Source organism: Bacillus salipaludis (assembly GCF_004358205.1).
Window position 1 is genome coordinate 37,135 of the sequence record NZ_SMYO01000005.1, and the last position, 20,031, is coordinate 57,165.

At 39.1% G+C, this 20,031-nt stretch carries 20 protein-coding genes and 1 riboswitch; of the genes, 13 read left to right on the forward strand and 7 right to left on the reverse strand.

Features of this window, described 5'->3' with window-relative positions; genetic code table 11:
* Positions 1-57: 57 nt before the first annotated feature.
* From lipA to purU, 4 genes are all read left to right on the forward strand, one after another.
* Positions 58-939 carry a lipoyl synthase gene (lipA, locus tag E2K98_RS10825; RefSeq protein ID WP_133334263.1) on the forward strand — a complete coding sequence of 294 codons (882 nt, stop codon included), beginning with the start codon at positions 58-60 and terminating at the stop codon, positions 937-939.
* Positions 940-977: 38 nt separating this feature from the next.
* Positions 978-1,283 (forward strand): iron-sulfur cluster biosynthesis family protein, encoded by a 306-nt coding sequence (locus E2K98_RS10830; protein ID WP_133334264.1) that lies wholly within the window; start codon positions 978-980, stop codon positions 1,281-1,283.
* A 113-nt stretch (positions 1,284-1,396) separates the two neighbouring features.
* Entirely contained in the window at positions 1,397-2,797 is a 1,401-nt protein-coding gene (lpdA, locus tag E2K98_RS10835; protein WP_133334265.1) for a dihydrolipoyl dehydrogenase, read from the forward strand.
* An 18-nt stretch (positions 2,798-2,815) separates the two neighbouring features.
* Positions 2,816-3,685, forward strand: coding sequence for a formyltetrahydrofolate deformylase (gene purU, locus E2K98_RS10840; RefSeq protein WP_133334266.1), 870 nt, complete (start codon positions 2,816-2,818; stop codon positions 3,683-3,685).
* Positions 3,686-4,260: 575 nt separating this feature from the next.
* Here purU and E2K98_RS10845 read toward each other — a convergent pair.
* From E2K98_RS10845 to E2K98_RS10855, 3 genes are read right to left on the reverse strand one after another with little or no spacing between them, the layout of a single operon-like run.
* On the reverse strand, positions 4,261-5,061 hold the full coding sequence (locus E2K98_RS10845; RefSeq protein WP_133334267.1) for an ABC transporter permease: 801 nt from the start codon (positions 5,059-5,061) through the stop codon (positions 4,261-4,263).
* Entirely contained in the window at positions 5,048-5,818 is a 771-nt protein-coding gene (locus E2K98_RS10850; RefSeq protein WP_133334268.1) for an ABC transporter ATP-binding protein, read from the reverse strand. Before E2K98_RS10850 ends, E2K98_RS10845 begins: the two co-directional genes overlap by 14 nt.
* A gap of 49 nt (positions 5,819-5,867) precedes the next feature.
* Positions 5,868-6,881: an ABC transporter substrate-binding protein gene (locus tag E2K98_RS10855; protein WP_133334269.1), complete on the reverse strand. Its 1,014-nt coding sequence runs from the start codon at positions 6,879-6,881 to the stop codon at positions 5,868-5,870.
* Between the two features lie 148 nt (positions 6,882-7,029).
* On the opposite strand from E2K98_RS10855, the gene E2K98_RS10860 reads away from it, so the two are divergent.
* Both E2K98_RS10860 and E2K98_RS10865 read left to right on the forward strand, forming a co-directional pair.
* Positions 7,030-7,791 (forward strand): alpha/beta hydrolase family protein, encoded by a 762-nt coding sequence (locus E2K98_RS10860; RefSeq protein ID WP_133334699.1) that lies wholly within the window; start codon positions 7,030-7,032, stop codon positions 7,789-7,791.
* A 38-nt stretch (positions 7,792-7,829) separates the two neighbouring features.
* On the forward strand, positions 7,830-8,072 hold the full coding sequence (locus E2K98_RS10865; RefSeq protein ID WP_026572121.1) for a DUF2584 domain-containing protein: 243 nt from the start codon (positions 7,830-7,832) through the stop codon (positions 8,070-8,072).
* Between the two features lie 198 nt (positions 8,073-8,270).
* Here E2K98_RS10865 and pckA read toward each other — a convergent pair whose 3' ends face one another.
* Complete coding sequence (gene pckA, locus E2K98_RS10870; RefSeq protein ID WP_133334270.1) at positions 8,271-9,854, reverse strand: phosphoenolpyruvate carboxykinase (ATP); 1,584 nt, start codon at positions 9,852-9,854, stop codon at positions 8,271-8,273.
* A 274-nt stretch (positions 9,855-10,128) separates the two neighbouring features.
* Positions 10,129-10,285: riboswitch (SAM riboswitch) on the forward strand.
* A 241-nt stretch (positions 10,286-10,526) separates the two neighbouring features.
* Here pckA and metK point away from each other — a divergent pair.
* Positions 10,527-11,726, forward strand: coding sequence for a methionine adenosyltransferase (metK, locus tag E2K98_RS10875; RefSeq protein ID WP_133334271.1), 1,200 nt, complete (start codon positions 10,527-10,529; stop codon positions 11,724-11,726).
* A 148-nt stretch (positions 11,727-11,874) separates the two neighbouring features.
* Positions 11,875-13,773 (forward strand): asparagine synthase (glutamine-hydrolyzing), encoded by a 1,899-nt coding sequence (gene asnB / locus E2K98_RS10880; protein WP_133334272.1) that lies wholly within the window; start codon positions 11,875-11,877, stop codon positions 13,771-13,773.
* An 18-nt stretch (positions 13,774-13,791) separates the two neighbouring features.
* On the opposite strand, the gene E2K98_RS10885 is transcribed toward asnB, so the two are convergent.
* Positions 13,792-14,310: a gamma carbonic anhydrase gene (locus E2K98_RS10885; RefSeq protein ID WP_133334273.1), complete on the reverse strand. Its 519-nt coding sequence runs from the start codon at positions 14,308-14,310 to the stop codon at positions 13,792-13,794.
* A 203-nt stretch (positions 14,311-14,513) separates the two neighbouring features.
* On the opposite strand from E2K98_RS10885, the gene E2K98_RS10890 reads away from it, so the two are divergent.
* Positions 14,514-15,317: an alpha/beta hydrolase gene (locus E2K98_RS10890; RefSeq protein WP_133334274.1), complete on the forward strand. Its 804-nt coding sequence runs from the start codon at positions 14,514-14,516 to the stop codon at positions 15,315-15,317.
* Between the two features lie 15 nt (positions 15,318-15,332).
* The gene (locus E2K98_RS10895) at positions 15,333-16,424 is read left to right on the forward strand and encodes a tetraprenyl-beta-curcumene synthase family protein (RefSeq protein ID WP_133334275.1); all 1,092 of its coding nucleotides are present in this window, start codon (positions 15,333-15,335) and stop codon (positions 16,422-16,424) included.
* Between the two features lie 27 nt (positions 16,425-16,451).
* Here E2K98_RS10895 and E2K98_RS10900 read toward each other — a convergent pair whose 3' ends face one another.
* Positions 16,452-17,024 carry a class I SAM-dependent methyltransferase gene (locus E2K98_RS10900; protein ID WP_133334276.1) on the reverse strand — a complete coding sequence of 191 codons (573 nt, stop codon included), beginning with the start codon at positions 17,022-17,024 and terminating at the stop codon, positions 16,452-16,454.
* Positions 17,021-17,980 (reverse strand): TIGR01212 family radical SAM protein, encoded by a 960-nt coding sequence (locus E2K98_RS10905; RefSeq protein ID WP_133334277.1) that lies wholly within the window; start codon positions 17,978-17,980, stop codon positions 17,021-17,023. Before E2K98_RS10905 ends, E2K98_RS10900 begins: the two co-directional genes overlap by 4 nt.
* Before the next feature lie 176 nt (positions 17,981-18,156).
* On the opposite strand from E2K98_RS10905, the gene E2K98_RS10910 reads away from it, so the two are divergent.
* From E2K98_RS10910 to E2K98_RS10920, 3 genes are all read left to right on the forward strand, one after another.
* Positions 18,157-18,444, forward strand: a complete 288-nt coding sequence (locus E2K98_RS10910) for a YtzC family protein (RefSeq protein WP_026572130.1) — start codon at positions 18,157-18,159, stop codon at positions 18,442-18,444.
* A 20-nt stretch (positions 18,445-18,464) separates the two neighbouring features.
* Entirely contained in the window at positions 18,465-18,644 is a 180-nt protein-coding gene (locus E2K98_RS10915) for a hypothetical protein (protein WP_026572131.1), read from the forward strand.
* A gap of 149 nt (positions 18,645-18,793) precedes the next feature.
* Positions 18,794-19,975, forward strand: coding sequence for an MDR family MFS transporter (locus tag E2K98_RS10920; RefSeq protein WP_133334278.1), 1,182 nt, complete (start codon positions 18,794-18,796; stop codon positions 19,973-19,975).
* The last annotated feature ends 56 nt before the right edge of the window (positions 19,976-20,031 follow it).

Genomic DNA, 20,031 nt, shown 5'->3' on the forward strand with positions numbered 1-20,031 from the left:
GCACAGATAATTTTCAAGTTTAACAGATTATATGTTCCGTTCATAGGAGTGAATAAGATGGCAACTGAGTATGTACGTAAACCAGAATGGCTTAAGATAAAATTAAATACGAATGAGCAATATACCGGGTTAAAATCGATGATGCGTGAAAAAAAGCTTCATACCGTCTGTGAAGAAGCAAAATGTCCGAACATTCATGAATGCTGGGCATCTCGAAAAACGGCAACCTTTATGATTTTAGGAAGTGTATGTACACGGGCCTGTCGATTCTGTGCCGTTCAAACAGGGCTTCCTACAGAGCTTGATTGGGAAGAGCCAGAACGCGTAGCAGAATCAGTGGAGCTGATGGGATTAAAGCATGCCGTGATTACGGCTGTTGCCCGTGATGATTTAAAAGATGGGGGAGCCGGGGTTTTTGCAGAAACGGTCAGAGCCGTCAGACGTCGTAATCCATTTTGCAGCATTGAAGTTCTACCTTCTGATATGAATGGAAAATATGAAAATTTAAAAACGTTAATGGATGCAAAGCCTGATATTTTAAATCACAATATTGAGACAGTGAAACGTTTATCACCAAAAATACGTGCCCGGGCTACATACGATCGTTCCCTTGAGTTCTTGCGGCGCGCAAAAGAAATGAATCCTTCTATTCCAACAAAGTCAAGCATTATGATTGGCCTTGGAGAAACAAAAGAGGAAATTATCGAAACGATGGATGATCTTCGCGCGAACAATGTGGATATTATGACCATTGGACAGTATTTGCAACCTACTAAACATCATTTAAAAGTCCAAAAATATTGGAGTCCGCAAGAATTTGAAGAACTTAAAATAATCGCCATGTCAAAAGGCTTTAGTCATTGCGAAGCGGGTCCGCTCGTTCGCTCCTCCTATCATGCAGATGAACAGGTCAATGCAGCAAAAGCGAAGGCACAATAAAGGTAAATAAGTGATTAGGAGAAGAGGAGCGTGGTCCTATGAAGTTAAAAGTGACAGAAGCTGCGATAGACAAACTTAAAGAGCTGATTGAGACGGAAGGAAGAAGTCCCCGGATTGATGCGGATGTAACAGGGGGCTGCGGGATGTCCGTTAAGTTTTCAATTGTTTTTGATGAATCGCGTCGAAACGATTTATGCATTGAAATGGAAGGAATACAAATCCGGCTGGATCGTTTTACTAAACGCTATTTAGATGAAGAAACAGAAATTGATTATCAAGTTGAACAGGGGTTTCTAGTTGGAGACAGCTTTACCTCAAGTGCATGTGCAATTGAAATCGATTAATGGGAACCTGGTTGTGTCGTAAGATGCAATGAATATCTCTAATTTTTATTACTTATAATCTAAGTTTTCCGGTAGGTATTATAGGTATTTTTGTTTGGAAAGGAGAAACGAAAATGACAAAAGAATATGATGTTGTTATTATCGGCGGTGGACCTGGAGGATACGTAGCTGCCATTCGCGCATCTCAATTGGGTTTAACAGTAGCGGTTGTTGAAAAAGGGAAAATAGGTGGAACATGCCTTCATGCTGGGTGTATCCCAACCAAAGCCTTATTAAGAAGTGCAGAATTATATTCTCAAACAAAAAATGCAGAGCGGTTTGGTGTCATTGCCCCTGAAATTGGACTTGATTTTTCAAAAGTACAAGCTCGGAAAGAAGAAATCCAAGAACGTCTTTTTAAGGGGATCCAACATCTAATGCAAAAAGGAAAAATCGATGTTTATGATGGAAAAGGCAGTATCTTGGAGTCAAAAGATGTATTAGTTGAATTGAACAATGATGGCGGAGAAATCATTATAAGCCCGCGGAATATTTTAATTGCGACAGGTTCCCGGCCAAGAACATTCTATGGCTTGGAGGCAGATGAAAAGTATGTGATGACATCAGATGAAGCCTTAGAAATGGAAACACTTCCAAATTCCATCATAATTGTTGGCGGTGGGGTGATTGGAATAGAATGGGCATCGATGCTTGTGGACTTCGGTACACAGGTTACTGTGCTTGAATATGCTGATCGTATTTTACCGACAGAAGATAAAGATGTTTCAAAGGAAATCCAACGCTTACTAAAGAAAAAGGGAGTAAAAATCATCACAGGGGCAAAAGTTCTACCGGAAACGCTTGAAAAAGGTGATGGTGTTTCGATAAAGGCAGAGCATAAAGGGAAAGAAACATCATTTTCTGCCGATAAACTTTTAGTTTCCGTAGGGAGATTACCAAACACGGAAGGAATTGGACTTGAAAAAACGGGCATTGAAATGAATGGAATTTTTATTAAAACAAATGATTCCTATCAAACAAAAGAACCGAACATTTACGCAATTGGTGATGTTATTGGCGGCTTGCAGCTTGCTCATGTCGCTTCACATGAAGGAATCATTGCTGTTGAACATATAGCTGGAGAAAGTCCTAATGCACTTGACCCAACTCTTGTTTCAAAATGTGTATACTGCAGTCCTGAAGTAGCAAGTGTTGGACTTACAGAAGATGAAGCAAAGGAAAAAGGATTTCAAGTAAAAACCGGTAAATTCTCATTTCGTGCAATCGGTAAGGCACTCGTTTTTGGTGAATCAGACGGATTTGTCAAACTTGTTGTTGAAGAAGGAACAAATAAACTGTTAGGAGCTCACATGGTGGGTCCTCATGTAACGGATATGATCACCGAGTTTGGTCTTGCCCGTGTATTAAATGCGACTGCAATGGATATTGCCCATACAATCCATCCACATCCTACATTAGCCGAAGCAATAGGTGAAGCAGCACTAGCGGTAGATGGAAAGGCCATTCATGCATAAAGGAAGGTGAGAGAGGAAATGATCACAAAGTTAAAGCTGAATCGTGCGGTACTATTAATTTCTTGTCCAGAAAAGCCAGGTATTATCTCCACAGTAACGAATTTTTTATTAGAACACAAAGCGAATATTGTCCATTTTGATCAACATACAACGGACCCACACTCTGGTGTATTTTTCATGCGGATTGAGTTTGATTTGGAAGAATTAGATACTTCATTTGAAAAACTTGAACATGATCTTCATATGTTAGGGGAGGAGCATGCTTTAGATTGGCAGTTAAGCACGAATAAAAAAAGGAAGCGAATGGCTATCTTTGTTTCCAAAGCAGATCATTGTCTCACCGAGCTTCTTTGGAGGTGGAAATCAAAGGAAATCCCGGTGGACATCCCTTTGGTAATTAGTAATCATCCCGATTTAAAAGAGGAAGTTGAAAGTTATGGCATCCCTTTTTATCATATTCCAATGTCTCATGAGACAAAAGAAGAGGCCGAACATAAAGCGTTAGAACTAATAGACGGGAAAGTAGATTTTATTGTATTGGCAAGGTATATGCAAATTCTCTCCCCAAATTTTATCTCTCATTTCCCGAATCAAATCATTAACATCCATCACTCTTTCTTACCGGCATTTGTTGGTGCAAATCCCTATGTGAGAGCATTTAACAGAGGTGTGAAGTTAATCGGGGCTACTGCCCACTATGTAACGAATGATCTTGATGAAGGACCAATCATTGAACAAGATGTACAGCGTATTAATCATCGTTTTACAGTTGAGGACCTAAAGACGGCCGGGCGCCATGTGGAAAAAAGGGTTCTAGCTGAAGCGGTTTCCTGGCATGTTGAAGATAAAGTACTTGTTCATGGGAATAAAACGATTGTATTTGCATGAGAGGCATGAAAAAACTAAAAAGAATAGCGATATTTTTTCGCTATTCTCAGATTGTCGAGAAAGTGTATTTTTCTCGGCAATTTTTTACTTTGTTTAAATCTAATACCCATTTTATTATTGTCCCTCCAAAAGGGCCTGTTGATTTTCGCTCCGGTTAACAGGGGTGCAAATCAATTATTTAATTCCTCATCTGGAACTAGTTCATCAATAGAGACAAATTCATTTTCACTTTGCCTTGACTTTTTTAGCTTAAACATTAAATTTACCACTTATTTTTATTATTTATTGGGAGTTATAGTCTTTATTGAATACACCTGTTGGTTGGAGCGGAAGGCACGAAGACTCCTGCGGGAGTACGGGGCAGGTGAGACCCCGGAAGCGCCAAAGCGCTGAGGAGGCTCCCCGGCACGCCCGCGGAAAGCGAAGTGCCTGGAGCGTAAATCAACAGACCAGTTGAACAGCTATATTTTAACTTCTTATAATAAATAAACGCGGTAAATTATAAGAAAGAAAGTGAATGAAATAAAAGGCTATCGAAAGTTTTTCGACAGCCCGAGAATAGTGATACATTTTCGCTATTCTTTTATTAGTTTTTTTTCAATAAAGTCCACAAGTTGGTACATAATCGTTGCTAAGACGGCAACAACAAGGAGTGACAGCATCACTAATGTAAAATTAAATACCTGGAAGCCGTAAATAATTAAATACCCTAGCCCTTTAGCTGATACAAGGTATTCTCCTACAATTACTCCTACCCATGATAATCCGACATTTACCTTTAAAGTTGAGATAATCGTTGGAAAACTGGCCGGCAGAATCGCTTCTTTAAAGCATTGAAAACGAGTGGCACCAAATGTTCGCAGAACTTTTATATAGTTCGGATCAACTTCGCGAAAGGACGTATAAATTACGATGGTTGTCACAATAACAGATATGATGACTCCCATAGCAATAATCGAAGGATAACCCGGACCTAAAGCGACAATTAAAATTGGACCAAGGGCCACTTTTGGCAAAGCATTTAAGATTACTAAATATGGATCGAAAATTTTTGAAATCATCGGGGACCACCATAATATTGCAGCCATAATAGTGCCCAGTAATGTCCCTAAAATAAAACCGAAAATGGTTTCAGTTAATGTGACCATCGTGTTATCAAGCAATGTTCCATCTTGAATTTTATCCCAAAATAATAACCCAATTTTGGAAGGGGAACTAAAAATGAGCGGATCAACCCAATGGAGTCTGCTTGCAACTTCCCAACCTATAAAAAATAAGAGGAAAATTAACAGCTGATAAAATCTTACCCATCTATTTTCAACCTTTAAGAAGTGCAGGTATTCCTGGTGAAGCTGTTTTACTTTATGAGGATTCAAGGGACTCCAACTCCTTCCATATCATCTCAAATAAGTTGGAATATAATTCGTGGTTTCGGGCTTCAAGTGGTGATAAATCTCTTAGCTCATTTGGAATTTGAAAAGTTTGATGGAGCTTCCCAGGTCTTGCTGAAAACAAAAATACCCGATCACTCATGGCTATGGCCTCACCAATATCATGTGTAACAAGGATGGCTGTTTTGTTTAACTCTGTTAATGTGTTAGAGACTAGATCCTCTAATTTTAACTTTGTTTGATAATCAAGTGCTGAAAAGGGTTCATCCAGCATCAACAACTTAGGCTCTGTTGCTAATGTTCGAACGAGTGCAGCACGCTGCCGCATTCCTCCAGATAATTGTTTTGGCAGTTGTTTCTCCACACCTTTTAGACCGATTTGATTTAAAAGCTGTAATGTTTTCGTTTTCGACTTTTCATTCAGCTGGTTTGATAATTTCAGTCCCATAAGGACATTTTCCTCAATTGTTTTCCAAGGAAACAGGTAATCCTGCTGAAGCATGTAGCCAATTTCATTGTTGTTCGAGGATATAGGTTTATTTTCGAGAAGTACCGTCCCTTGGGTCGGTTTAAGTAACCCTGAAATAATGGATAGAAGCGTTGTTTTTCCACAGCCGCTTGGGCCGAGAAAGGAGACAAATTCCCCTTCCTCGATTTTTAAAGAAACATCGGAGAGGGCCGTGGTCACGGAGTTTTTTGTCAAATAGGTATGATGGATTTCATTAATGGCTAAGAAACTCATCGGACCGCCTCCTAAAGTAGTTTTAAAAAAATTTAGAGCCTTGGTGTCATTATTTTTGTATGATTTTTTCTGCAACACTGGTATTCACTAATGTTTTGTAATCAACTTGCTTTGGTAGTTCGCCTGCTTCTTTCATAATGTTTTGGAGATTGTTCCATTCTTCTTCATCGAGAATTGGGTCTGTAGCAAAAGACCCTTGATTTTTATAACGATCAACCACCATTTTAATAATTTCAAAGTCCGTGTCCTGGAAATAAGGCTGAACCGCCTTAGCAATTTCTTCAGTACTGTGCGTTTTCACCCATTGTTGAGCTTTATAAATGGCTCTGGTGAATCTTTCAACTGTTGCATTATGCTCCTTCATATAACTTTGCTTTGCCATAAAAGTGGTATAGGGAACATGACCTGATTCGGTGCCGAACGAAGCGATGATATGACCTTTTCCTTCTTTTTCAAAAATACTGGCGGTCGGCTCAAATAATTGGACAAAATCACCAGTCCCGGAAGCAAAAGCACTGGAAATATTTGCGAAATCAATGTTTTGAATTAAATTTAAATCTTTATGCGGATCAATTCCGTGTTTCTTTAAAACAAACTCCCCCACCATTTGAGGCATACCGCCTTTACGCTGTCCTAAGAAGGTTTTTCCTTTCAGCATATCCCATGAAAAGTTATCAATTTTTTCTCTGGAAACGAGAAATGTTCCATCTGTTTGTGTTAGTTGAGCAAAGTTTATCACCGGATCATCTGTTCCTTGGGTATAAACGTAAATGGAAGTTTCTGAACCGACTAATGCAATATCTGTTCCACCGGACAGTAATGCTGTCATGGTTTTGTCGCCACCGAAGGTAGTCGTTAGTTTTACATCCAATCCCTCAGCTTTGAAAAATCCCTTTTCTAGGGCAACATATTCAGGTGCGTAAAAAATTGACCTCGTTACTTCAGCTAACCGAACTTTTTCCAATTTTTTTGTCTTCGTAGTATCATTATTGCAGGCTGCAAGTGAAAACATAAGAATAGCAATAAGAAGCGTTGAGAAACTGAATTTTAGCCATTTTTTCATGTTAAACCTCCTAATCTTCAAAAATCTGGGCTGCTTTTGCATACGATATCGTATGAAAAGGGAAAAAATGTGTGAATGCCCAGTGACAAAATTTTTTAATAAATAGGGAGTGGTTGCGTTGAATGCAGATACAGGAAAAATCATTGAAATGGATCGGTTTCCCTCCCCAAATCCGAATGTTGAGCTGAAGCTTGTTACCTACCTTTCAAATGGATTAAAGGTGAAAGGAATGCTAGCAGAGCCAAAATATGAAAAAACAAATGAAGGATTTTTATATTTACGCGGCGGGATTAAAAATGTTGGAAGAGTTAGACCAGCTAGAATTGCTCAGTTTGCAGCGGAAGGGTTTATTGTTTTTGCACCGTTTTACCGGGGAAATCAGGGTGGAGAAGGGAATGAAGATTTTGCCGGTGAAGACAGGGAGGATGCATTTTCGGCCTTTTTGCTGTTAAAATCCCTTCCAAAGGTTCAGCATATTCATATTTTTGGTTTTTCACGAGGCGGGGTGATGGCGCTCTTAACAGGAATTCAATTTCCAGAGGCAGCATCCCTTGTTACATGGGGAGGGGTAAGTGATATGGCCTTGACCTATATGGAGCGCACTGATTTGCGTAGAATGATGAAAAGAGTGATTGGCGGTACACCTGAAAAATTTCCTGAGCGATATGAGGAACGGACTCCCTTATTTAAAATGGAGGCGTTAAAAGCACCTGTTTTAATTATCCATGGAGTGAATGATCATAATGTTTCGGTTGAACACGCATATCGTCTTGAACGGAGGCTGAAAGCTTTAAACAAGTCTGTAGAGCCCTGGTATTTTGAGTCATACACTCATTACTTTCCTCCGGGGGTAAATCGAAAAATTGTCCAAGATTTAACGAATTGGATGAAAAGGCAAATCAAAAGATGATAGAATGGAAGTAACCAATTAGCAGAGGAGTGGGTCATATGGGCATGCCTCTTGAGTTAAACACGATGATAGTGACAAAAGGAAATGAAAAGCGGGTAGAAGAAAATCTGTTCTATTTAGTAAAAGAAGGATACAGGCTCTATCCAATTGATATTCCGATTGAGGTTCGAAAAACGATACAAAGTGATTCTAATGGAACAGCGGTCATTCGGAAAGTAGAATGGCAGGAGAAAACAACTAAAATTACGTACCAATTAATTTCATTGAATTCAACGAATTAAGCAGGGGTTTTTACACCTGCTTTTTCTTTTATTAAAAAATCAGTTTCGCAGATAAAAGCATGTTTATCGCAGATACATCATCCAGTAACGCAGATAAATGTCCCCTTATCCCAGATAAAAGTGCGTTCACCACAGATAAACCTAAATCAAGATAAAAAAAGAGATGCCATTCATTTGGAATGGCACCCCTTTTTCATATTATGCGATTGGTCCGCCTTTTTCTTCGATATCGCTTGCGGCAGATGAAAACTTTTTGAAGTTTTGACGGAATTGTTCAGCTAATTCTTTTGCTTTCAGTTCATATGCATGTGCGTCAGACCATGTTTTGTTAGGCTGAAGCACCTCGTCTGGAACTCCTGCAATGTGAAGCGGGATATGAAGACCAAAGATTTTATCCTGAACAGTTTCAACATGATTTAATTCACCTTCAAGAGCTGCCTGAACCATTGCTCTTGTATAGGAAAGCTTCATTCTGTTGCCAACGCCATATTCTCCACCAGTCCAGCCTGTGTTTACAAGGAAAACATTTGCACCGTGTTCAAGGATTTTCTCACCAAGCATTTCTGCATAACGTTTTGCAGGCAGCGGCAGGAATGGCGCCCCAAAGCAAGTTGAGAATGTAGCCTGTGGTGAAGTGATTCCACGTTCTGTACCGGCAAGCTTCGATGTATAACCGCTCAAGAAATGGTACATTGCTTGTTCCTTTGTTAATTTAGCGATTGGAGGCAGTACGCCGAATGCATCAGCCGTTAAAAAGACGATTGTATTTGGATGCCCAGCGATGCTTGGCTCAATAATGTTATCAATCGCTTGAATTGGGTAAGCTGCACGTGTATTTTCTGTTAATGTGTTATCATCATAATCAGGAATTCTTGTTTCAGGATTCGTAATGACATTTTCTAACACAGTTCCAAAACGAATGGCATCAAAGATTTGCGGTTCTTTTTCACGAGTAAGACTAATGGTCTTTGCATAGCAGCCGCCTTCAATATTAAAAACTCCATTGGAAGACCAGCCATGTTCATCATCACCAATTAATTTGCGATTTGGATCTGCAGATAGCGTTGTTTTACCTGTTCCAGATAGACCGAAGAATAAAGCGACATCACCTTCTTGGCCAACATTTGCAGAACAGTGCATGGAAAGGATATTGTTTTCAGGTAGTAAATAATTCATGACAGAGAAAATGGACTTTTTCATTTCTCCCGCATATTCTGTACCACCGATTAAGACAGTGCGGCGTTCAAAAGAAATAATAATAAATGTTTCGGATTTTGTCCCATCAACAGCCGGATTTGCTTTAAAATTTGGTGCGGAAATAACGGTAAAGCCCGTTTCGTGTGCTAATAACTCTTCTGCATTAGGACGAATAAATAATTGATGGGCAAATAGGTTATGCCACGCATATTCATTAACCACTTGGATTGGCAGGCGAGATTTTTTATCTGCCCCGGCGAATCCTTTAAAAACAAAGATTTCTTCTTTTGTCTTTAAATAGTCAAGGACTTTATTGTAAAGGTTTGTGAATGCTTCTTCAGAAATAGGCTGATTGTTTCCCCAATCAATTTTATCCTTTGTAGATCCTTCAGCAACAATAAATTTGTCGTGAGGAGAACGTCCAGTATATTTACCAGTTGCTACACTGATAGCACCTGATGAGGTTAAAGTTCCTTCATTACGGCTTAATACTTTCTCTACCAATTGCGGAACGGATAGTTGGATTTGAACATTTTTTTCATCTAATAATTGATTTAATTCATTAGGGATATGAAGAGAATTCATTTGGATGGGACCTTCCTTTTTAGTTTTTTTAGCAGGGACTGCATCTTGATAAAAAGTATAACACATTTAATTTATTAGTCTATACTAATTCGAAAAATAACTAACATTTTATACATTATTCATAAATTAATGCGTTTATTTAGGCAAAATGTTCATTAATATTATTTTTTACAAAAAATAATTTTTTCGCTGATTTTTATTGTTGGTTTATTTTTGAAAAATTGATTGACATCCTTCGACATGGTAGGTTAAGATTTAAAATTGAACGGATACTCTCTTATCCCGAGCTGGTGGAGGGACAGGCCCAATGAAACCCAGCAACCTGCTATTTTCAGGAAAGCAGTCGACAAAAGGATATTCCTTTTTAAACTGGTCATTTTCTAAGCAAAGGTGCTAAACCTGAAGCAAGGCTAGACCTTGAACGATAAGAGTGAAAGGCGCGGAAACAGTATGCTCTTGACCTTTCCTCAAATGGAAAGGTTTTTTGTTTTGGTGCAGTAATCTTTTATTTCTACCCTTGAAAATGTACAATGGGCTTGTTTTTCTCATAAAATGCCCGTATTTATTTCATACTACTAAGGGAATGAGTACCGTATCAGCCCGAGGTTAAATGGAAAAGGTTTAAAAGCCGACACAGATAACCTCATATAATAAATTTAGGAGGAATTCAGATTGTCAACAAAACGTCGTTTGTTTACTTCTGAATCAGTAACCGAAGGTCATCCTGATAAAATCTGTGACCAAATTTCTGATTCCATTTTAGATGCCATTTTAGCAAAGGATGCTAATGCACGTGTTGCAGCTGAAACTTCAGTTACAACCGGATTAGTTCTTGTTGCCGGTGAAATCACCACTTCTACTTATGTGGACATTCCAAAAATCGTTCGTGAAACCATTAAAGGAATTGGTTATAACCGTGCAAAATATGGCTTCGACTCCGAAACCTGTGCGGTATTAACCTCAATTGATGAACAATCACCTGACATTGCAATGGGAGTTGATCAGGCACTTGAAGCACGTGAAGGTCAAATGTCTGATGAACAAATTGAAGCAATTGGTGCAGGAGACCAAGGCTTAATGTTTGGATTTGCTTGTAATGAGACAAAAGAACTTATGCCGCTTCCAATTTCACTTGCTCATAAGCTAGCACGTCGTTTAACTGAAGTTCGTAAAGAGGAGATTCTTCCATACCTTCGTCCAGACGGAAAAACTCAAGTAACAGTGGAATATGATGAAAATGATAAACCAGTTCGGATTGATACCATTGTTATTTCAACCCAGCATCATCCTGAAATTGCTCTTGAGCAAATTCAACGCAATTTAAAGGAATATGTAATTAATCCGGTTGTACCAAAAGAACTAATTGATGAAAATACAAAATACTTCATTAACCCTACTGGCCGTTTCGTTATCGGCGGGCCTCAAGGGGATGCAGGTCTAACTGGCCGTAAAATTATCGTTGATACGTACGGCGGCTATGCTCGTCATGGCGGTGGTGCATTCTCCGGTAAGGATCCTACAAAGGTTGACCGTTCTGCTGCCTATGCAGCGCGTTATGTAGCAAAAAATATCGTTGCTGCAGGACTTGCTGAAAAATGTGAAGTACAGCTTGCATATGCTATTGGTGTAGCAAGACCGGTATCCATTTCTGTAGATACATTTGGTACAGGTAAGGTAAACGAAGAGATTTTGGTTGAATTAGTAAGTAAAAACTTTGATCTTCGACCTGCAGGCATTATCAATATGCTTGACCTTCGCCGCCCAATTTACAAACAAACAGCAGCTTACGGACATTTCGGACGTACAGATGTTGATCTTCCTTGGGAGCGTACAGACAAAGCTGACGCCCTTCGCGAACAAGCAAATCAATAAACATTTTAAGGAAGAGAGTTACACAACCGTGTAACTCTCTTTTTTTCGTCACATACATAACCGGTAAGAAGAATAGGATGTTTAAGTCATCCTAAACAGGTGAAAACTGGATAATATCTATATTTTAATATGAAGCAGGTGAGATACGATGTGCGGATTTATTGGCTGTGTCGATGATCAGCCAAGGGTTTATAGGGATGAACAAAAACAGCAATTTAAAACGATGAATGATATCATTACCCATCGTGGACCTGACGATGATGGGTTTTATCATGATGAATATGTTCAATTTGGGTTCCGCCGCTTAAGTATCATTGATATTGAAAGTGGGCAACAGCCATTAACATTTGAAAATGAACGTTATTGGATTATTTTTAATGGTGAAGTATATAACTATATTGAATTACGTGAAGAGCTTTTAATGGAAGGAATTGAATTTACCACAAGTTCTGACACGGAGGTCATTGTCGCTCTTTACAGTCATTTAAAAGAGCAGGCTGTTGAAAAACTTCGTGGTATGTTTGCCTTTATTATTTGGGACAAACAGGAACAGCGGCTTTTTGGAGCACGGGATCCCTTTGGCATTAAACCATTTTTCTATTTTGAAGAGAATGGAAAAACCTTCTTTGCTTCCGAGAAAAAGAGCATTTTGCTTGCACGTAAAAATGAGGTTCTGAATTATAATGCCTTGCAGCACTACTTTACCTATCAATTTGTCCCCGAACCGGAAACCTTATCAGAAGGAATAAAAAAATTAGAACCTGGACATTTTTTTACAAAAAGAATTGGCACTGCGATGGAAATAAAAAGGTACTGGAAAGCGCAGTTTCATCCTATTAACCGATCGGAATTTGATGTGATAAAAGAAATCAGGGATGTACTCACTGAATCGGTAAAAATTCATATGCGCAGTGATGTTCCAGTCGGTTCCTTCCTATCAGGAGGAATTGATTCGTCTATTATTGTCTCATTAGCAAAGGAATTTCACCCGGCGATTAAGACGTTTTCAGTAGGTTTTGAACGAAATGGATTCAGTGAAATTGATGTTGCGAAGGAAACGGCAGATAAACTTGGAGTTGAAAATATTAGTTATGTGATTCCACCTGAGGAATATATGGCTGAACTCCCCAAAATCATGTGGCATATGGATGACCCACTTGCCGACCCGGCATGTGTTCCTCTTTATTTCGTAGCCCGTGAAGCGCGCAAGCATGTGACGGTGGTTCTCTCCGGTGAAGGAGCGGATGAGCTTTTTGGCGGATATAATATATACCGGGAACCGCATTCACTGGAGGTTTTTAATAAAATCCCAAGAGTGGTGAAATTATTTTTAAAATGGATGGCCTCCGTTATGCCGGAAGGTACAAAAGGGAAAAGCTTTATTGAACGCGGGGTAACTCCAATGGAGGAACGCTATATTGGGAATGCCAAAATGTTTACGGAAGAACAGAAGCGGGAGTTGCTGAATGTTTATCAAGAAGGTTTGAATTATACGGAGATTACTAAATCTTTTTATCAAGAATCATTAGGATATGACCCTGTTAACCGCATGCAGTTCATTGATATTCATACATGGCTGCGGGGCGATATCTTATTGAAGGCCGATAAAATGACGATGGCCCATTCTTTAGAGTTGCGTGTTCCCTTTTTAGACAAGTCGGTCTTTGCAGTTGCTTCTCAAATACCTGAAAGTCTGAAAACAGCAAACGGAACGACAAAGTATATTTTAAGAAAAGCTGTAGAGGGAATTGTGCCGGATCATGTGTTAAATCGAAAAAAGCTGGGGTTTCCTGTCCCGATTCGCCACTGGCTGAAGGATGAAATGAATGAATGGGCGAAATCTACCATCCGTGAAAGCGAGACTGATCATCTAATCAATAAAAGCTATTTATTGAAGTTATTGGATGAGCATTGTCAGGGTAAAGGGGATTACAGCCGGAAAATTTGGACCGTGCTTATGTTCATGATCTGGCATCAGGTATATATTGAAGAAAAGTACTCATTTCAGAGGGAGTTTACAAGAGAGCCAGAAGTATTAAAAAACTAAGGGACTTATCATCATCCCTTAGTTTTTTGTTTGCAGTGATTTATAATACTGACCCTTTTCTGCGTATTCCCGAATGATTCTTTCCATGTCTTTAATATCTTCAGCGTTTAATTCGCGAATGACCTTTGCTGGTCTGCCAAATGCCAATGTATTTGGAGGGATTTTTTTACCTTGCGGAACAAGACTGCCAGCACCAATAAATGCACCCTCCCCAATTTCGGCTTGATCTAGAATAATGGAACCCATCCCGATTAATGCCTTTTTTCGAATAATACAACTATGTAAAATGACTTGATGACCAACGGTTACTTCATCTTCTAAAATGAGCGGATTATTTGGACTTTGGTGCAGGACGGAATTGTCCTGTATGTTTACCTTATTACCGATAATGGTAGGTGCTACGTCCCCGCGGATGGATGTGTTAAACCATACCCCTGATTCTTCTCCGATGGTAACATCGCCGGTGATGGTGACATAGTCAGCAATAAATGCTGAATCAGCAATTTGTGGGTATTTATTTTTAAAAGGATAAATCATTCATTTTTTCCCCTTTCTAGGTGATGGTTTTATTTTAACTAAAACGAGGAAGAAATAAAAAGTATTTGAACGTCTCTCATTAAATGCATGTCATTTTTGTAACTTATGTTAAAATAATATAATAATTATGACTAGGGTTCTAATATTTTGTCTATTGTTTCGTTCTAGCACGCAGCGCTTGCGGTTTCTAAGGAGGAAGGAAAATGTGGAAGTGGGAAGCAGAAGGGGAGGCTAAGGCGGTTATTGTGATGGTTCATGGGGCAATGGAACATCATCGCCGCTACGGTTGGCTAATTGAAATGTGGAGAACATCTGGCTTTCATGTCATCATGGCCGATCTTCCCGGTCAAGGCATGACCACTAGAACCCGCAGGGGCCACATTGATTCTTTTGATGAATACATACTAGAAGTGAAGGACTGGGTACAGGCTGCCTATCGCTACAATCTGCCTGTATTTTTACTAGGTCACAGCATGGGCGGTTTAATTTCGATTCGGCTCATGCAGGAGGAGAGAATGAATTTAGCCGGTGTGATTCTTTCTTCCCCTTGCCTTGGCCTTGTCCAAAAGCCATCCAGGTTTTTAGAGTTTCTCTCGTATGGTTTGAATTTTGTTTTCCCTTCCTTTCGAATCAATTCTGGTTTAACGGTGGAAATGGCGACAAGGAATCTGGATGTAAGGGAAGCCGATGTAAATGATACTCTATATGTGACAAAGGTTTCTGTCAGATGGTATCGTGAATTAACGACAGCAATGAAGCTTGGCTTTTTAAATTTGGAAAAAACGCATGATGTACCTATCCTTGTAATGCAGGGTGGGGATGATAAAATTGTCAATAAAAAAGCGGTAAAAGATTGGTTTAACCATGCCCTATTTTCAGAAAAAAGATTTAAGGAATGGCCAAAATTGTACCATGAGATTTTTAACGAGCCAGAGCGGGAAGAGGTTTTTGAATACGCAAAAGACTTTGTTACCAGTCAGTTGAAAGCAATTGGGTATATTGTATAAAAAAGAGGTGGAATGATGAGTTTTTCGATGATGCCAATCAATCTAATGTCAAACGTATACCGTAAAATCATTCCGGCTGTGCACCAAGAATTAGGCTACTGGAAAAAACGCGCAGAAAATATTCCAAATTCGGAGTTGCGAACCCAGGCACTTGCCAGCATTGAGCATAAAACCTTCCATTGTGAAGGTGGTGCAATCCTAGCATTAACTGCCAATAAGCATTATAAAAAAGCCGTTAAATTTATTGTTGCTTATCAAACCATTAGCGATTATTTGGACAATCTTTGTGACCGTAGTACATCCCTTGATCCAAACGATTTTGCCGCACTTCACGAATCCATGACAGATGCACTATCAATTGAAGCAACAAGGAAAAATTATTATCGCCTTCGTGAAGACCAGGATGATGATGATTATTTAAATGATTTGGCTGAAACATGTCGTTCGGTATTAAACGAAATGGGAAATTATGAGTTAATCAAGAAATACCTTCTAGAGCTTTGCAGCTATTATTGTGATCTGCAAATTCACAAGCATGTGGTAAAAGAAGAGCGGGTACCTAGGTTGGAAAATTGGTTTAATCTTTATAAAAGTCAACTTCCAGACATGGAATGGTACGAGTTTTCTGCATGCTCTGGTTCTACACTTGGGATTTTTTGCCTTATTTCCTATGCGATGCGGGAGGATTTCCAGGAGAAGGATGGGGAAAATATCCGTAAAGGTTATTTTCCTTATATACAAGGCCTGCATATTTTATTAGATTATTTTATTGATCAAGAGGAAGATATTGAGGGAGGAGATTTAAATTTTTGTTTCTATTATGAAAATCAGGAAAAGCTCTTTAAAAGGTTGAAACACTTTGTTTTAGAAGCTGACCGTCATACAGAATACCTTCCTCACAAGAAATTCCACCAGTTGATTAATCGCGGTTTGTTAGGGATTTATTTATCGGATCGAAAAGTAAGAAAACAAAAGAATGTTCGGAAATTAGCAAAGGAAATCATAAAGACCGGCGGAATCATTAGCTACTTCTTTTTTATAAATGGACTAGCTTATCGTTCTTTTCAAAAATGGGTGCCATCATTTGCTACAAGATTGATAAAGTAAAAAACCAGGCCTTTTCAAACCTGGTTTTTAACGTTTTTCAATCGCCACAATAAATGGCGGATGATTTTGTTGGTTGATAAATTGATACATTAGGACATGAGCAGACTTTTGGTCGAGTGTTTGACAATACTCTAGTACCGCATCACGCTCAAATGCACCTTCAGAATGACCGTGATAAATGACAAGAATAATGATTCCTTCAGGCTCCATTATGTTTAAAAGCTGCTCAACCGCTGCAATAGTCGTTTCAGGTTTTGTGACAACCGTTTTATCGCTGCCTGGTAGATATCCGAGGTTAAAAATTGCTCCTGTTATTTTTCCGTAATCAGCAGCGGGAATTTTTTGTTTAATTTTCTCGTGTCCTTCATGAAAAAGTGTTACCCGTTCGTGCATGTTATGCTCGGACAGCCGTTCTTTACTTGCTTCTATGGCTTCTTCTTGAATATCAAAACCATATACTTTACCATTTTCGCCGACAAGCTCCGCTAAAAATAGGCTATCGTGTCCGTTCCCAAGTGTTGCATCAACAGCAATATCACCAGGTTTTACAGCTTTGGCTAGTAACTGTTTTGCAAAAGGAAGAATCCGCTCTAATTTCATTGGATATTCCCCTTTTGAAAAAATTTCCCCTGCCAGCTGTTTCTTCTTTTTAGCTCAGCATTAATTGCATTCAAAACTTCCCATTTATTTACACTCCACATTGGTCCAACCATTAAGTCAATTGGTCCATCACCGGTAATGCGATGGACAATCATTTCGGGTGGTAAAATTTCTAATTGGTCACATACTAGGCTTACATAGTTTTCTTGGGAAAGAAACTCTAGCATACCTTTTTCATATTGTTTTACCATTGGTGTCCCTTTTAAAAGGTGAAGTAAATGGATTTTAATCCCTTGAACATCTAATTTTGCGACCTCACGAGCAGTCTCCATCATCATTTCATTCGTTTCAAGCGGCAGGCCGTTAATTATATGAGAGCAAATGCGAATCCCATGTTTTCGTAACTTGTTAACTCCCTCAACATAGCATCGAAAATCATGAGCGCGGTTAATTAACATGGCTGTCCGCTCATGAACAGTCTGTAAACCAAGCTCGACCCAAAGATAAGTTCTTTCATTTAATTCAGCCAGATATTCCACCACATCATCTGGAAGACAGTCCGGGCGGGTGGCAATCGACAGGCCCACAACGCCTTCCTGTTTGAGTACTGCTTCATATTTCTCACGAAGGACCCCAACAGGTGCATGGGTATTTGTGAACGCTTGGAAATAGGCCAGATATTTTCCGTCTTTCCATTTTGTATGCATTTTTTCTTTTATTTCAAGAAATTGGGTTTCTAATGTCTCGGAACGGTTTCCGGCGAAGTCCCCGGAACCTGAAGCGCTGCAAAAGGTACAGCCTCCATGAGCCACCGTACCGTCACGGTTTGGGCAATCGAATCCGCCATCTAATGCCACTTTAAAAACCTTGTGGCCGAAATGGTGGCGAAGATGATAATTCCACGTATGGTAACGTTTATCATCTAATGCATATGGAAAAGGTTTCGTTTCAATCATTCGAAAACCTCCTTATTAAAAAATTTTATAAAGAAGCACATAAAGTAAATTTTATCATGAAGTATAGGCTTATCCAAATGGATTTTATTTGCTGTTATAGGAAAAGAAATCGAGAACAAAATAAGGATTGAAGCGGTGCGCTTCAGGGTTTACAGCAATAGGAAAGGGGTTCTAAGATGGCTACTCGTGATTCAATGAGTCATTTAATTCAGCAATGTGAGGATGCTATTCGATTTGCCCAGGATCAATATCGGGAAGGCAGCCTTCAACAACATTATAATAACGATGATTATACGAATGCCCTACAAGGACTAGAACAAACTTATCAGGATGTTTGTAAAATGGCACAATTTGCAAATGGACAACAAAGGGAGCAGCTGCACAGAATGAGACTACAGCTGCAACAGATTCAAAATACAATGATTTTACAGGGGCCTTATCAAAATACACAAATTCTTGAGTAACCAATGAGGAGGAAACTTTGGTGAAAAAACGGTCGAAACAGCAAAATCCGGAACAAAAAACAAGGAATGGCATCAATAATAACGATTTAGAGTTAGGTCAGGATGTTGATTTAGTAAAACAGGCAAAAAAGAAATATGAAGAGACAGGCGGTCAACCAGTAAAATCGAAATTTCATCAAGAAAAGGAACAATCTTCTTAATAAGTTGTTAACCCTCAACATATTGTTGGGGGTTTTTTATATTTGATTTTTCAGTCGAAATAAGGCAATGAAAAAGGATTGCGCGTTAGGTAAAAGTACACTACACTTATGTAGGGTTTCGAAATATTTATATGTAAAGGGGAATTTTCATGCCGCGTGCATTATGGCTGTTAATTATTGGGATGGCAGTGAATTCAACTGGCTCTTCTTTTTTATGGCCTTTAAATACAATCTATATTCATGATCATCTAGGAAAAAGTTTATCAATGGCTGGGGTTGTTCTTATGTTAAACTCTGGTGCAAGTGTTATTGGTAACCTAATTGGCGGTAGTTTTTTTGATAAGTATGGGGGTTATAAATCAATTTTATCAGGTATTGGGGTTTCATTGTTTGCCATCATCGGCCTTTCGATTTGGCATGGCTGGCCGGAATACGTGATTTTTTTAACCATCATTGGACTTGGAACTGGCATTATCTTTCCTTCGATGTACGCTATGGCAGGTTCTGTATGGATTGAGGGTGGTCGAAAAGCTTTTAATGCTGTGTATGTTGCCCAAAACCTGGGTGTAGCAGTAGGGGCTGCTCTATGCGGAATTGTTGCTGATTATTCTATGCAATTAATTTTTCTAGCAAATGCTGTTATGTATATCATATTTTTCTTCATTGCCGTTTTTGGCTATAGGAATATTACTGTGAGTACCGTAAAACAAATGAAAAAGCAAGAAGAACATATTCAGGTAAAAAACAAAAGGAATTTAAAATCATTACTTATCCTATGTTCTGGTTACTTGCTATGCTGGGTAGCCTATGTTCAATGGACAACAACGATTGCTTCATATACGCAGGAAATCCATATTTCATTATCACAATATAGTTTATTATGGACGATAAATGGTGCACTCATCGTTCTTGGCCAGCCAGTTTTAAATAGTGTTTTAAAACGCTGGGTTACTTCGTTAAAGGTACAGATGGTGACAGGAATCATCATTTTTATTATTTCATTTGTCGTAGCTGGTAATTCAAATGCTTTTTTGGGGTTTCTAATGGGGATGATTATTTTAACAATTGGGGAAATGTTTATTTGGCCCGCGGTCCCAACAGTTGCTTTTGCCTTATCACCTAAGGGTCGTGAAGGATTCTACCAAGGAATTGTCAATAGCACTGCCACCGGCGGCAGGATGCTCGGTCCGCTATTAGGCGGAATAATCGTCGATCTATACAGCATGTCCACTTTATTTACAGTATTAATCGCATTATTTTTGGTGGCTATCGTCACAACCCTAATCTATGACCGCGCAACGGTGACAGGCACCGTTCGTGGACAAATCTGAGGATTTGTCCGTATGGAATGGACAAAGTGGTTTTTTTAACCTCTTTGTCTATTTTT

Coding starts and splice junctions, on each gene's coding strand:
- asnB (WP_133334272.1), top strand. CDS start 11,875: ATGTGCGGATTTATTGGCTGTGTCGATGATCAGCCAAGGGTTTATAGG.
- E2K98_RS10865 (WP_026572121.1), top strand. CDS start 7,830: ATGGGCATGCCTCTTGAGTTAAACACGATGATAGTGACAAAAGGAAAT.
- E2K98_RS10910 (WP_026572130.1), top strand. CDS start 18,157: ATGGCTACTCGTGATTCAATGAGTCATTTAATTCAGCAATGTGAGGAT.
- E2K98_RS10920 (WP_133334278.1), top strand. CDS start 18,794: ATGCCGCGTGCATTATGGCTGTTAATTATTGGGATGGCAGTGAATTCA.
- E2K98_RS10850 (WP_133334268.1), bottom strand. CDS start 5,818: ATGAGTTTCTTAGCCATTAATGAAATCCATCATACCTATTTGACAAAA.
- E2K98_RS10895 (WP_133334275.1), top strand. CDS start 15,333: ATGAGTTTTTCGATGATGCCAATCAATCTAATGTCAAACGTATACCGT.
- E2K98_RS10885 (WP_133334273.1), bottom strand. CDS start 14,310: ATGATTTATCCTTTTAAAAATAAATACCCACAAATTGCTGATTCAGCA.
- lipA (WP_133334263.1), top strand. CDS start 58: ATGGCAACTGAGTATGTACGTAAACCAGAATGGCTTAAGATAAAATTA.
- lpdA (WP_133334265.1), top strand. CDS start 1,397: ATGACAAAAGAATATGATGTTGTTATTATCGGCGGTGGACCTGGAGGA.
- pckA (WP_133334270.1), bottom strand. CDS start 9,854: ATGAATTCTCTTCATATCCCTAATGAATTAAATCAATTATTAGATGAA.
- purU (WP_133334266.1), top strand. CDS start 2,816: ATGATCACAAAGTTAAAGCTGAATCGTGCGGTACTATTAATTTCTTGT.
- E2K98_RS10890 (WP_133334274.1), top strand. CDS start 14,514: ATGTGGAAGTGGGAAGCAGAAGGGGAGGCTAAGGCGGTTATTGTGATG.
- E2K98_RS10855 (WP_133334269.1), bottom strand. CDS start 6,881: ATGAAAAAATGGCTAAAATTCAGTTTCTCAACGCTTCTTATTGCTATT.
- E2K98_RS10905 (WP_133334277.1), bottom strand. CDS start 17,980: ATGATTGAAACGAAACCTTTTCCATATGCATTAGATGATAAACGTTAC.
- E2K98_RS10830 (WP_133334264.1), top strand. CDS start 978: ATGAAGTTAAAAGTGACAGAAGCTGCGATAGACAAACTTAAAGAGCTG.
- E2K98_RS10860 (WP_133334699.1), top strand. CDS start 7,030: ATGGATCGGTTTCCCTCCCCAAATCCGAATGTTGAGCTGAAGCTTGTT.
- E2K98_RS10900 (WP_133334276.1), bottom strand. CDS start 17,024: ATGAAATTAGAGCGGATTCTTCCTTTTGCAAAACAGTTACTAGCCAAA.